This window comes from Bradyrhizobium macuxiense (genome assembly GCF_001542415.1).
GTDB lineage: Bacteria > Pseudomonadota > Alphaproteobacteria > Rhizobiales > Xanthobacteraceae > Bradyrhizobium > Bradyrhizobium macuxiense.
In genome coordinates this window covers 3,232-15,935 of record NZ_LNCU01000038.1, presented here as the reverse complement: position 1 = coordinate 15,935, position 12,704 = coordinate 3,232, and the positions used below count along the sequence as shown (strand labels likewise).

15 protein-coding genes and 1 pseudogene are annotated in these 12,704 nt (G+C 65.0%); 13 read left to right on the top strand and 3 right to left on the bottom strand.

The window, feature by feature from the left end:
- Window positions 1-108 precede the first annotated feature (108 nt).
- The 7 genes from AS156_RS10865 (at window position 109) to AS156_RS10835 (ending at window position 6,728) form a co-directional block, all read left to right on the top strand.
- A complete protein-coding gene (locus AS156_RS10865; protein WP_245312707.1) occupies window positions 109-582 on the top strand; it encodes a MarR family winged helix-turn-helix transcriptional regulator in 474 nt (157 codons plus the stop codon).
- Window positions 579-1,436 carry a DMT family transporter gene (locus AS156_RS10860; RefSeq protein WP_066503592.1) on the top strand — a complete coding sequence of 286 codons (858 nt, stop codon included), beginning with the start codon at window positions 579-581 and terminating at the stop codon, window positions 1,434-1,436. Before AS156_RS10865 ends, AS156_RS10860 begins: the two co-directional genes overlap by 4 nt.
- 122 nt (window positions 1,437-1,558) lie before the next feature.
- Entirely contained in the window at window positions 1,559-3,094 is a 1,536-nt protein-coding gene (locus AS156_RS10855) for a tetratricopeptide repeat protein (protein WP_160331074.1), read from the top strand.
- A 135-nt stretch (window positions 3,095-3,229) separates the two neighbouring features.
- A complete protein-coding gene (locus tag AS156_RS10850; protein ID WP_066503645.1) occupies window positions 3,230-3,697 on the top strand; it encodes a carboxymuconolactone decarboxylase family protein in 468 nt (155 codons plus the stop codon).
- Between the two features lie 51 nt (window positions 3,698-3,748).
- A partial coding sequence (locus AS156_RS10845; RefSeq protein ID WP_245312706.1) for a sigma-70 family RNA polymerase sigma factor occupies window positions 3,749-4,556 on the top strand: 808 nt, incomplete at its 5' end.
- Window positions 4,557-4,604: 48 nt separating this feature from the next.
- A complete protein-coding gene (locus AS156_RS10840; RefSeq protein WP_245312704.1) occupies window positions 4,605-5,534 on the top strand; it encodes a LysR family transcriptional regulator in 930 nt (309 codons plus the stop codon).
- Between the two features lie 129 nt (window positions 5,535-5,663).
- On the top strand, window positions 5,664-6,728 hold the full coding sequence (locus tag AS156_RS10835) for an alpha/beta fold hydrolase (protein WP_066503640.1): 1,065 nt from the start codon (window positions 5,664-5,666) through the stop codon (window positions 6,726-6,728).
- Here the strand turns inward: AS156_RS10835 and AS156_RS10830 are convergent.
- Complete coding sequence (locus AS156_RS10830; RefSeq protein WP_160331073.1) at window positions 6,725-7,354, bottom strand: TetR/AcrR family transcriptional regulator; 630 nt, start codon at window positions 7,352-7,354, stop codon at window positions 6,725-6,727. The two genes, AS156_RS10835 and AS156_RS10830, sit on opposite strands and share 4 nt — an antisense overlap.
- 94 nt (window positions 7,355-7,448) lie before the next feature.
- On the opposite strand from AS156_RS10830, the gene AS156_RS10825 reads away from it, so the two are divergent.
- The 5 genes and pseudogenes from AS156_RS10825 (at window position 7,449) to AS156_RS10810 (ending at window position 10,386) form a co-directional block, all read left to right on the top strand.
- On the top strand, window positions 7,449-7,979 hold the full coding sequence (locus AS156_RS10825; RefSeq protein WP_136626135.1) for a hypothetical protein: 531 nt from the start codon (window positions 7,449-7,451) through the stop codon (window positions 7,977-7,979).
- A gap of 388 nt (window positions 7,980-8,367) precedes the next feature.
- Window positions 8,368-8,675 (top strand): annotated as a pseudogene (locus tag AS156_RS44200) (MarR family winged helix-turn-helix transcriptional regulator); the annotation flags it as partial.
- Between the two features lies 1 nt (window position 8,676).
- On the top strand, window positions 8,677-9,203 hold a 527-nt coding region (locus AS156_RS44195), incomplete at its 5' end, for a GNAT family N-acetyltransferase (protein WP_245312702.1).
- A gap of 105 nt (window positions 9,204-9,308) precedes the next feature.
- Window positions 9,309-9,863: a hypothetical protein gene (locus tag AS156_RS10815; protein ID WP_066503587.1), complete on the top strand. Its 555-nt coding sequence runs from the start codon at window positions 9,309-9,311 to the stop codon at window positions 9,861-9,863.
- 22 nt (window positions 9,864-9,885) lie between these two features.
- Window positions 9,886-10,386: a peptide deformylase gene (locus AS156_RS10810; RefSeq protein ID WP_066503585.1), complete on the top strand. Its 501-nt coding sequence runs from the start codon at window positions 9,886-9,888 to the stop codon at window positions 10,384-10,386.
- An 82-nt stretch (window positions 10,387-10,468) separates the two neighbouring features.
- Here the strand turns inward: AS156_RS10810 and AS156_RS10805 are convergent, their stop codons facing one another.
- Entirely contained in the window at window positions 10,469-10,804 is a 336-nt protein-coding gene (locus tag AS156_RS10805) for a hypothetical protein (protein WP_066503638.1), read from the bottom strand.
- Window positions 10,805-10,852: 48 nt separating this feature from the next.
- Entirely contained in the window at window positions 10,853-12,112 is a 1,260-nt protein-coding gene (locus AS156_RS10800) for a serine hydrolase domain-containing protein (protein WP_066503584.1), read from the bottom strand.
- Between the two features lie 131 nt (window positions 12,113-12,243).
- On the opposite strand from AS156_RS10800, the gene AS156_RS45950 reads away from it, so the two are divergent.
- Window positions 12,244-12,648 (top strand): DUF3551 domain-containing protein, encoded by a 405-nt coding sequence (locus AS156_RS45950; RefSeq protein ID WP_430641792.1) that lies wholly within the window; start codon window positions 12,244-12,246, stop codon window positions 12,646-12,648.
- Window positions 12,649-12,704: the final 56 nt, after the last annotated feature.

Sequence of the window (12,704 nt, the reverse complement as noted above, 5' to 3'; positions counted from 1 at the left end):
GTGTCGGGATTTTTTCGGGCAGGCAGCACGAGGCTGATCATTCATTTGCAATATACTTGCACTTTGCCTTGCCGCATGAGAAGGCTTGCCCCAGCTCCCGATGATGCGTTGAAGCTTAGCGCCTGGCTGCCGTACCGCCTGTTCCTGGTCGCAGCGCAGGTCGCCCGCCCGCTCGAGGCCTTCTACAGCGAGACGTTCGGATTGAGCCAGGCCGGCTGGCGCATTCTCGCCGTCGTCGCTGAGCGCGACGGCGCCAATGCTTCCGAAATCGGCCGCGCCTGCGCGCTCGATCCGTTCGCCGTTAGCCGCGGCATCGGCCAACTCGTCGAACTCGGCTTTGCGGTGCGGCGGCCGGGCAAGACCGACCGGCGCTTCGCTGCGGTGAGCATCACATGCAGCGGCCGCGCAGCCTTCAACCGGATCGCCACCTTGGGGAGCGCGATCGAGGCTCGCCTGCTCGCTCGCCTGTCGGACACCGAGCGTGCGACGCTCGATACCGCCCTCGACAAGCTGGAAGGCGAAAGCGCGCGCATCGACGCCGGCGGATGGCGTTCGCTGGTCGAGGACGCCGCCAGCTCATGACCGCCGTGCTGTTCGCCCTGACCGCAATGCTCTGGGGCGGCGGCGCGCTGGCAACCGCGATGCAGGCCAGCGTGACGTCAGCGCCCTGGTCGGTGGCACTGCGCATGGCGCTGGCCGGCCTCATCCTGCTCGGCTACGGCCTCATCCGCGGTGTACCGCTTGCGATCCCCCGGAAGGACCGATGGGCCGTCGCTCTGCAGGGACTGCTGTTCTTCGCCGTCGCCTTCATCGCCTTCTACGAAGCGACCGCGCGGATGCCGAGCGGGCTTGCAGCGCTCGTATTGTCCACATCTTCGCTGTTCGCGGCCCTGATGGCACGCGCGGCACTCGGCATCGCGATCTCTTCCGGCTTCGTATGGGGTGCGCTCTGCGGCATCCTCGGCCTCGCGGTGATCTTCGTGCCTGGCGCTGCCGCGTCGCGAGTTGCACCGCTTGCGGGTTTCGGCTGGGCGCTCGTCGCGGCGCTCGCGACCGGCGCCGGAACGACGATCGGCGCGCGCAACCAGCACGCCGGCCTGCCCGTTGTCGCCGTGCTCGGCTGGGGCGCCTTCGCCGGCGCGGCGGCGAGCGCGCTCTGGGCTCTGGCGACCGGTACGACATTCGCGATCGACCCGTCGGTCTCGTATCTGCTGAGTTTCCTCTATCTCGCCATCGCCGCGTCCTGCGTCACCTTCATGCTGTATTTCGAGCTGGTGCGCCGGCTCGGCCCGGGCCGCGCGGCCTATACGCTCGCCGTGGTCCCGCTCATCGCGCTCGTGCTGTCGGCGCTGTTCGAGCACCTCACTCTGGGCTGGCCCGTCCTCGCGGGCGCCGGGGCAATCCTGGCCGGCAACGTGCTGGTGCTGTCGCGCTGACATCTGGTGAAACCGACCGGCCGCCGGGGAAAATGCTACGCTGAGCCGGCAACTCGATTCGAATCCACCCCGTTTGCCGGCACACTGGAACACACGCCCCGCCGATGCTGAATCTGTCGCGCATGCAGCGGAAGGCGTATGGCTCCTTCCACAAGGGCGAGTTCGACAAGGCCGAGAGGCTTTGCGCCGGCATTCTCGAACACGCGCCCGGCAATTTCGATGCGCTTCATCTGCTTGGAATGTTGCATTTCCAGCGTCACCGCATGGCGGAGGCGTTGCGCTTTCTGGCTGCCGCTCTCAAGGCCAATCCCGGCTCGTCGGATGCGATGTCGAATCTCGGGCTCGCGCTGCATACCGCCGGATATTACGACGAGGCGATCTCGAGATATCGCTGCGCACTGCAACTGGTGCCGGATCATCCGGAATTTCTCTACAATCTCGGCAATACCTATCTCGAACTCGGCCGCTTCACTGAAGCGGTGTCGAGCTATGAGGCCGCGCTTGCAGGCAAGCCCGACCATGTCGGCGCGCTAGTCAACCGCGGCAACTCCTTGCTCAGGTTGAACGAGCCGCTCAAGGCGCTTGCGAGCTACGATGCTGCGCTGGCCGCGATGCCTGGTCATCCGCAGATCCTGACCAACCGTGGTCACACCCTTCGCCGGCTTGACCGGCCCGCGGAAGCCCTCGTGAACTTGAAGGCGGCGGTGGCTGTCGCCCCTGACTTCGCCGAGGCTCATTTCGAAGCCGCGATGACCCGCCTAACGCTTGGCGATTTCGCAGCCGGTTGGAAGGCCTATGAATGGCGCTGGAAGACGGGCGCCTTCGCGCGGCAGCGCCGGACATTTCAAGCGCCCTTGTGGCTGGGAGATGAAGCGGTCGGCGGCAAGACCATCCGGCTGCACGCCGAACAGGGATTCGGCGACACCATCCAGTTCATCCGCTATGCACCGCTGCTGGCGGACGTTGGTGCCAACGTCATCTGCGAGGTTCAGGCGGAGTTGCAGCCGCTGCTGTCGCAGCTGAAGGACATCACGGTCATCGCCGCCGGCGAGGCGCTTCCTGAATTCGATCTGCATTGTCCATTGCTCAGTCTTCCGCTCGCCTTCAAGACCGAGGTCGAAACCGTTCCGGCGTCCACTCCCTACCTCGCCGCGCCAGCAGAGCGCCTGGAGCGCTGGCGATCCCGCTTGCCACCCGCAAGAGCGCGCGCGGGTTTTGTCTGGTCCGGCTCTTCGACCCACAAGAACGACGCCAACCGCTCGATCGCGCTCGCGCAGCTCGCTCCGCTGTTCGAGAGCCCGGCCATGCAATGCGTCAGTCTTCAGACCGAATTGCGCGGCGCGGACCGCGACGTCTTGCGCGATCTCCCGAACCTGCTTCACCTTGGCGACGAGCTCGCCGATTTCACCGATACGGCGGCCGTCATCTCGCTGCTTGATGTCGTCATTTCCGTCGATACCGCCGTTGCGCATCTGGCGGGCGCGCTGGGCAAGCCGGTCCTGATCCTGCTTCCCCATGCGGCAGATTTTCGCTGGATGCGGGATCGCGCGGATACCCCCTGGTATCCGACGGCGAAGCTGCTCCGGCAGCCGGCCCTTGGCGATTGGGGCAGCGTGATCGATCGTGTAAGCGACGAACTGCGCGCATTCCAGCGGTGAACCAACACTGCGACCGCGCGTGATGTCGTGGGACGCCTGCGATAACAGCCTCGACTCAAAAATATTCGGCCTGCATGTCACGCCGGCCGTTCCTCGTTCGTCTTGATGGCATATCCCCCCACCGAGGACCCCATCATGACTGCCAGACTTGACCCTCTCGCTGCGGCCCCTCAAATGATGAAGATCTGGTTCGAAGCGTCGGTTGCGATCGCTGCGAGCCTTGACCCGAAGCTCGCCGAGCTCGTGAAGATCCGCGCCTCCCAGATCAACGGCTGCGCCAACTGCATCAACATGCATACGGTGTATGCCCGTGAAAAGGGTGAGACCGAGCAACGCATCTACCTGCTGTCGGCCTGGCAAGAGGCGCCCTGCTACACCGATCGCGAACGCGCAGCCCTCGGCTGGACCGAGGCGTTGACGCGAATTTGCGAAGCGCACACGCATGTGACGGCCTACGAAGCCCTCAAGGCGCATTTCACGCCTGAGGAGCAGGTCAAGGTGACGTTGCTGATCAACATCATCAACGGCTGGAACCGGATCGCGGTCGGTTTCGGCGGGTTCATCGATCCGGCGGCCGTCAAGGCCAGGATGGCGGCCGCTTGACGACGCGCGCACCATCCGAGGACGCAGCGGCGGAATTCGCGCCGCTGCGCNCCCGACGCTGATGCGCGTTGCCTATCGCATGCTCGGCTCGGTGGCCGATGCCGAGGACATGGTGCAGGAAGCCTTCATCCGCTGGATGAAGGCCGAGCGCAGCGGGGTGCGCGAGCCCGAAGCGTTCCTGCGTCGCATGATCACGCGACTCTGCCTCGATCAGCTCAAATCCGCGCGCCGCCAGCGCGAGACCTATGTCGGTCCTTGGCTTCCTGATCCTGTTGTCGAAGAGCAGGCCGAGGACGACGTCACCCTGCCGCTGATGCTGGCGCTGGAACGGCTCTCGCCGCTGGAACGTGCGGCCTTCCTGCTGCACGATGTGTTCGGTCTCGGCTTCGAGGAAGTCGCGGCGACCATCCAGCGCACGCCCGCGACCTGCCGGCAACTTGCCGGCCGCGCGCGTGGCCATGTCCGCGAGACGCGCCCGCGTTTCCAGGTGGAGAGGCAGCGCGGCCTTGCGCTCGCCGAAGCGTTCTTCACGGCGTCGCGCAGCGGCGACATGAAGGCGCTCGGCGCGATGCTCGCGGCCGATGTCAGCGTTCATGCCGACGGCGGCGGCAAGCGTCCGGCCGCGGCGGCACCGATCTTCGGATTCGACGCCGTGATGCAGGTCCATGCGTCCCTGGTCCCGCAATTTCGAACGGGTGGCTCGCAGCTTGTTCGCATCTGCTTCGTCAATGGATTGCCCGGCTTCATCACCCGCGAGGCCGATGGCGAGCTGACGACCACGGCGCTCGACATCGAGGACGGCAAGGTCGCGGCCATCTATGTGGTAAGGAACCCCGACAAGCTGCGGCATTTGCACTAGATCGCAAATACCGGCGGCGACCACACCGACACGACCCGTCGAAGACGATTGATCTTGCGTCGCGATGCCGCCAATGTGATCGCGATGCTCAACCTGCGCCAGCTTCAGCAATTCCTCGCCGTGGCAGATACCATGAGCTTCCGGCAGGCCGCCGACCGCCTCAACATGGCGCAGCCGCCGCTCACCGCCGCGATCCGGCAGATGGAGGAGCAGCTTGGCGTCCGTCTCTTCGAGCGCACCAACCGGATCACTCGCCTGACGGCCGCCGGCGAAGTGCTGCGGGACGAGGCCCGACGGACCATCGCCCAGGCGGAGCGGACCGTCACTCTGACACGCCGTGCCGGCGCGGGTCTCGTAGGCTCGCTGCGCATCGGCTTTGTCGCCACCGCCGTCCGCCACATCGTCCCGGGGCTGATCGCGGATTTTCACGAAACCCATCCGGACGTGGCGCTGGAGTTGATGGAAGCACCGACCGCGCGCCAGATCACGGCGCTGCTGGAGGATCGGCTCGATCTCGCCATCGTCGCGCTGCCGCTTCCAGAAGGCACCGAGCAACACATCGCGACGCGCACGATCCTGCGCAGCGAACTTGTCATGGCACTGCCATCGCTACACGCCCTCGCGGCGGAGCCGGATGCGCCACTGCAGCTGGCAGCGTTGGCGAACGAACCGTGGATCCTGTTTCCTGCAAGCGAAGGACCCGGGCTTCACGACCGCGTCATGCGCGCCTGCGCGTCCGCCGGCTTTGTGCCGCAAGTTGCGCAGCGCGCCGTGCAGATGGAGACGATCGTCGGACTGGTCGCGGCAGGGCTCGGCGTGGCGCTGGTGCCGGAGTTGTTCAGGACCACGGGCTGGGACAACGTCGTCTTCCGCACGATCGGCGACGCTGCCGTGCCTTATGAGGTCGCGCTTGCCTGGCGCCGGAACGACAGCTCCCCGGCGCTTGCGGCCTTGCTCGCATCGAACAGTGCTCGTTGACGCGTCGCCATGGCGACGCTGCCGCGATACGTCCCTTGTATCGCGTGTTGCGGCAAACGGTATTGGATCGCATCTCGTAGCCACCCTAATCTCCGATCGCCCCATACGAACGGGATGGTTGCGGACTTCATGAAACATTTCTTCCTGACCCTGGCGGCTCTGGCATCCGGAACCGTCAATGCGGCCGGCGCGATCAGCGGCGCTGTTTTGCGACAAGATTTTCAAGTCACGACGGATGACGGCTTGCGTCTGTGCGTCCGCGAGTTGCAGTCTCCCGGCAGTGGCGAGCGCGGCCAGCCCTTGATCCTGATCCACGGCGCGCGCGTACCCGGCATCGCGAGCTTCGACCTCACGGTGCCCGACGGCTCGCTTGCCGCGGACCTCGCCTTGCGCACGGCACGGCCCATCTACGTCATGGACGCCAGGGGCTACGGTTGCTCGCAACGTCCACCCGAGCTGGATCAGCCGGCGGAGGCAAACCGTCCGGTCGTGCACGCCTACGAAGTCGCGCGCGACATCGCCGCGGTGGTCGCGGCAGTCCGACAACGGTCGCACAGCACGAAGGTCGCCCTGCTCGGCTGGGCCACCGGCGGGATGTGGGCGGCCTACTACACGGCCCAGCATCCCGAGCAGGTCGCACACCTCGTCACGCTCAACGCACTGTACGGCGGCTCGGATCGCCACGCGCAGTTCGGGCCAGGGTCGCCAGTGAGCGACCCGGTGCATCCCGACCGCATCAGTCCGACGATCGGCGCCTATGCACGCAACGACGCGAACTCGCTGGTGTCGGGCTGGGACAAGTCGATTCCAATTTCCGACAAGGCGGCCTGGCGCGATCCTGCTCTCGTCGCGGCATACCAAAAGGCCGCGCTGGACAGCGATCCAGCGTCGGGTACGCAAAAACCGCCGGCATTCCGCGCGCCCCTGGGTGCGATCGAAGACAGCTTCTACCAGGCGAGCGGACGACGCCTGTTCGACGCGTCGTCGATCACGGCCAATGCGCTCGTGATCCGCGGCGAGCTCGATTTCTGGAGCCGACCCGAGGATGCAGAGGCTTTCGCGCATGATGCGGTGCGAGCCAGGGCGCTGCGCGTGGTCACGCTGCCCGGCGCCACGCATTTTGTGCATCTGGATCGGCCGCAGCATGGGCGAGAACAGCTGCTGCGCGAGATCGTCGGGTTCCTGGCGAACTAGCGCCGGCGCGATCGCGTCGTCGCCGGTCCCCTCTCGTAGCAGGTCTGCCGCAGGACCGCGACGAGATAGGCCTCGACCTCCGCCTTCGTGCTCGAGTCCGGACAGGCCGTGACATGCGTTGCGACCGCGCCGGTGAGAATCTGCTTGACGATGCCGAGATCCGCATCGAGCGGGAAGTCGCCGCGGTCACGGGCTTGCGCGAGCACCGCCTCGATCCACGCTTCGCGATGCTTCAAGCTCGCATTCCAGTACGCCTCGCGCAGATCGGGATAATGCGGCAGCGCGGTCATCAGGCGGCGGATGAGCTTGCGCGCGCGCGGCTCGGCGATCGCCTGGGCCCAGAGTGCGAGCATCTGCTCCACGTCCCGGCACTGCGGCAAGTCCGGCAGGGTTTGCTGCCCGACATGCGCCATGTGGATCGCGGCAACCAGCATCTGACTCTTGTCGGGAAACCGCCGATAGACTGTCGGCCTGGTGACGCCGGCGCGCTTGGCGACCTGTTCGATGGTCGTCCCCTCGACCCCGCGTTCGATCAACAGGTCGACGGCCGCACCGAGGATCGCCGCGTCGACGTCGACGTTGCGTGGCCGTCCAGGACTTCGAGCAACGCGCCGGGGTCGCTTCATTGACATTACTTTACGATACTGTATTGTAAATATCAACTCTGAACGCAGGTCTGGCCGCGTGAGAGCCTCCCACTGAGCTCGAGGAGGAACCACCATGACTCAAACTGGTGTTGAAGCCGCCATCCTCGCAATGAACGCGCTCGGCGCCGGCATCCTGTTGTTCGTGTCGGGCGTCGTCCAGAAGGTGATGAACGGCATGGACGAGCTCGCCTTCAAGGATTTCGCCCAGACGTTCCTGCGCACCGCGACGAGCGACCCGTTCACCGTCACGATCGGGACGATTCCGATCCTCGCTGTCATCTTCTACTTCGCGATGTACGGCTTTCATCATTGGTGGTTCACCGCGGGCATCGTGCTCTGGATGATCGGCAGCAGCATCACCAAGATCACCAACCTGCCCGTCTACAACTGGATCAGGGATACCGGCAGCACCGAGCCGGCCGAGCTGCAGCAGAAGCGCCGCACGCTGCAGCTCGGCAATGCCTGGCGCGCCTGGGTCACCCTGCTCTCCGTCATCGTGATGGCGTGCCAGTTCAGCATTCAGGCAACAGCCCTTGCAGTTGTGTCCTGCGCCGTGATCGCGGCGCCGTCGGTGTGGTGGGCACGCCGATATTTCCGGGAGTGATGCCCCTCGCGATGCCCGGCGCGAGCTTCCAACTGTCAAACAGCCCGTTCGGTGTCATCACCCGCGGATTCGCGGATGGTCCAGTATTCCAGAGACGTTTGTGCTTGAGCGAGAGGCCGCGGCGTACTGGGTCGCCCGGTCCCGTCTACGCCAAGGCTTCGACGAGGCTATGAATCCTTGGCGCGGCGAAGCTTTAGCGGAGGCGGCGAGCCGGGCGATGACAGATGTTGGTGGGGACGGAGCTTTGCATTCTAAGAGACACGAACCCGCCCGAGCTCTGCATCACTTTCCGCCCTCCCTCGAACAGATGGCGCGGGGAAAGCCGGGTGCCGATTTGGTCTGGGTCCGCCAATTGACGAGGACGTAATATCTGACTAAAGTCAGATATATGCTCGATCCGGTTTCTCGCGTCCGTCGCTTCAACCGCGCGGTGACATCAGCCGTCGGCGCGCTCGACACCTCGTTTCTCGGGCGCGGCCGGCCGCTTGGGGCGGCGCGCGTGCTGAACGCGATAGGGCATGGACGCACAGATGTCGGCGACATCAGGGATTATCTCGGCCTCGATTCCGGCCTGATGAGCCGCCTGTTGCGCAGCCTCGAAGACGAAGGGGTGATCGAAACGACGGTGCATGAGAGTGACGCGCGCCGTCGCATCGCCCGGCTGACGGCGGCCGGGCGGCGATCGGCAGGCCGAGGNCCCGCCACACCCAACGCGAGGCACTGCTGGCGGCGATGGACCTGATCGCCTCGGCGCTCGGACGCGACGGCACGATCTTGCAAGACACGGACCCGCGCAGCGACGAGGCGCGCTACTGCCTCGGCGCTTACTACGCCGAGCTCGCGCGACGATTCAAGCAGGGGTTCGACGTCAAGCTGTCGCGCGATCCCGACGCGAAGGACATGGTGCGTCCGCGCGGCTCCTTCATCGTGGCGATGTCGGACGGCCTGCCGCTCGGCTGCGTCGGATTGAAAGGCAGCGGCGGTGAAGTGGCGGAGATCAAGCGACTCTGGGTCGCGCCATCAGCGCGTGGACTCGGCCTTGGCCGACGCCTGATGGAGGCCGCCGAGAGCACCGCGCGCGAACTCGGCATCGCGGTGTTGCGGCTCGACACCAACAGCGCGCTGGCGGAAGCTGGTCAGCTCTACCGCCGGAGCGGCTGGACGGAGATCCCGCGCTTCAACGACGACCCCTACCCCGATCTGTTCTTCGAAAAACGTCTCTGAGCGGCGACTGCGATGGCCGATTGGCCATCCAGCGGCATCAGAGCTATGATAAGCCGCACGTCTCCTTCGACGCGGGATTCAAGAAAATCAAACGGAGGAATGATAATGTCGGTCGCTTGCAAGTTCGAACGCAGCATTCTCAGCCACGAAGAGCATGAGACGATCAGCCTGACGCATCATCCCGCCATCTACAACGTCGAGGTGGCTGAGCTCGAGGCCATGCGCCCCCGCTTGCGCAAGATGCGAGACAAGGAGCGAACACTGGGCCGACAAAAGCAGCGCGAGGGACGCGGAAAGGCCGAGCCGCGCGGGGCAAGCTTCCCGGGAACCGCCAAGCATGCTTCAGAACGGAAGCAGGTCTTCGCCGCGGCGCTGAAGCGGGTGAACACGGAGCTCAGGCGTCTGCACAATCTGGCAACCCGGACCGCGCATGTCGAAGCCGCTCGAAAGGCCCTCGCGTTGCATCGGGCCGCGAACTTCACGACTCATCCCCCGGCCGGCGTGACCGCGAGCGAAGGCATGGTGCCGAAGCCGAGCGAACGCCGGAGAAAGATCGTTGCCGGCGCGAGAATCGGACGCGTGTCGCAGGCGACGAAGGTCGCTCAGGCCGTGCGCGACGCGCGGTTAGCGGAGCGAAGCGGACATGGCCTGAATTCATGAGTACGCACCCTAATTCGATCGCATGACCATCCGCCCCATCGTCCGCTATCCCGATGTCAGGCTGGCGCTGCCCGCTGAACCGGTGAGCGTGTTCGACGACGCACTGCGCGAGCTGGCAGCCGACCTGCTCGAGACCATGCACGACGCGCCCGGCATCGGCATCACCGCGCCGCATATCGGCGTCGCATTGCGCGTCGTGGTGCTCGACCTCGACGCCGCCGAAGGTCCGCGAACCTACGTCAACCCGGAGATCATCCGGGCCTCGCCCGAGATGATCCTGCACAAGGAAGGCAGCGTCTCGATGCCCGGTGTCGTCGACGAGGTCGAGCGCCATGCGCGCGTCCGCATCCGCTATCAGGACGTCGACGGCAACATGCAGACCGAGGAGTCCGAGGGCTTGCGCGCGGTCTGCCACCAACACGAGATCGACCAGCTCGACGGCATGTTCTGGATCACGCGGCTGTCGCGCCTGAAGCGCGAGCGGCTGATCAAGCGCTTCGAGAAGCTGTCGCGAAATTCGTGACGCGACAAACGCTGTTCGACCCGGCTAGGTTGAGCCCGCCCGAACAGCAGATGCGCCATTTCGTCGACTCGTTGCCGCGCCCTTATCTCCTCGCGGCTTGTGTGAGGAACGAGCGGATGATTTCGCGCTTTTCGTCTGACAAGCCGGCAAGCAGGCTTTCATCCAGATAACCCTCTCGAATGAGGCGTGCAAAGACCAGCGGAAGCTGCGAATAGCGATAGTCGAACATCTCGTCGATTTCCCGGCGTTGCCGACGGAGGTAGTCTTCGATCTTCCACAAGTCCTCCGGCGCCGCCGCGGCTGCAGCAAGTCGCTTGAATTCGGCCAGCACGCTGGCGAGCGCAACATCCAGCGCCGCGTCGTAAGCACGACGCGCGGCCTTCTTTTCAGACGCAGACCATTTGAGATCACCCCACATCACGACGCCCTCCAAGGAACTCACTTGGCTGCGAGCTGCCCTACGGCCCTAGCCACCCGCGATCAGATCCTTCGCCAGCGCCATGTAGGCCGGCAGCGTCACGGGATCGTTGGCGGCATTGCCCGCCATCGGGTGCGAGGCGTACCGCGCGATCACCAGCTCGGCCTTCGGATCGATGTAGATGCCCTGGCCGTGAACGCCGCGCGCCATATAGGCGCCGTGCGCATTGTGCGACACCCACCACTGGTTCCGGTAGGAGGCGCCGGGCAATGTGGTGTAGCCGGCCGGCTTGAATTTCTCGACATCGCCGCCGCGCGCGATGTCCTCGACAACGGCAGCCGGCGCGATCTGGCGTCCGTTGAAGCGGCCGTGATTGCGGATGGTCTCGCCGAAGCGCGCCAGATCGCGCAGCGTCGTCGACAGTCCGCCACCGCCGCTCTCGGTGCCGACGCGGTCAACGTGATAATGCGCATCCTCTTCCGCGCCCATCGGCGTCCAGATGCGCTCGGAGAGCAGATCGGACAACGTCATGCCGCTGGCGCGCCGGCAGATCCAGGCCAGCACGTCGGAATTGACGGTCTTGTAGGCGAAGGCCTTGCCGTGTTCGCCCTGCTTCTTCTGCGCGCACAGGAAATCGAAAATCGTGGTGGCGCCCTGGTAGCCCTCCGGGATCGGCGCCATGCCGTTGGCGCGCCGAAGCCCCCAGACGTCGGAGTTCTTGTCGGTATAGACCTCGGTGTATTGGAGACCCGTGGTCATATCCATGGCCTCATGCACGCGCGCATCGCCGAACGCGCTGGCCTTCAGCTCGGGCACATACTCGATGATCGGCGCCTGCGGATCGATCTTGCCTTCCGCGACCAGAATGCCGGCGAGCGTGCCGGTGAAGGATTTCGTCACGGACATCGCGATATGCGGCTTGTGCGGCTTCAGCGCGCCGAAATAGCGCTCGTAGATCAGCCTGCCACGGTGCAGCACGGCGATGCCGTCAGCATAGGTTTCCTCGAGCATGCGCGCAAAGGTTATCGGACGGCCGTCCATGGTGACCGACGCAGAGGCGCCGATATCATGGTCTTCGCGCGGCAGCACCGACGCAGGTCCCGGCCCGCGCCAGACGTTCACCGTCGGCACCAGCTGCCGTACATTGCTCCACGCCCAGCGCAGCTCGGGGAAGCTGCGGAACGAGCCGTCCTGGAAGGTGATGGTCTTGTCTTGCGGCGGCGGAAAGCCCTGCATCCAGCCAAGCGTTTGCGGATCGGTCTCGGCGGCGGTCTGAGGCTGCCGGCTGGCGGCGGTCGCAACTGACATGAGGCATCAACTCCTGATAGGGACGATGCTGATGGCGTACCATGCGAGGGCGTGCCGTACATCCCGCGTTTGCGCCGGGGCGACCGCCCTTTGAAGATATTTGCCATTCGTCATTTAGCGTTTAATTTTACATGCTTTCGCACAGAGAGGCGATGTGGACCCGGAGCGCCCGCAAAGGTCTGCATCATCGCACGGGTTCTCAAATCCATGTTTCGCGAAGGAACAAATTCGAAGTTGGCGGCTTGCATGATGCGCGTACATGCCACCTCTTCTCAAGGAGGATCGTTTTCATGCGCCGCCTCGCCCCCCTCGCTCTGGCTTTCATGCTGTCTGTCACAGCCTTCGCCGTCAGCACCGATGCCGCCTCCGCCGCCAAATATTGTCTGCAGGGAAGACATTGGGGCTTTCCCGGGAACTGTGCTTTCCATACCCGTGCTCAATGTATGGCGAGCGCCTCCGGCACGTTCGCCACTTGCGGCATCAATCCACACTATGCCTTTGCGCGTCAGCGCGGCCGCAGCACGCGTTCCTATTGAACGCTTCGCGCCGTTGAAGATCGTGGAACCGTAGCCCGCCGCTCGACGAGAAGATG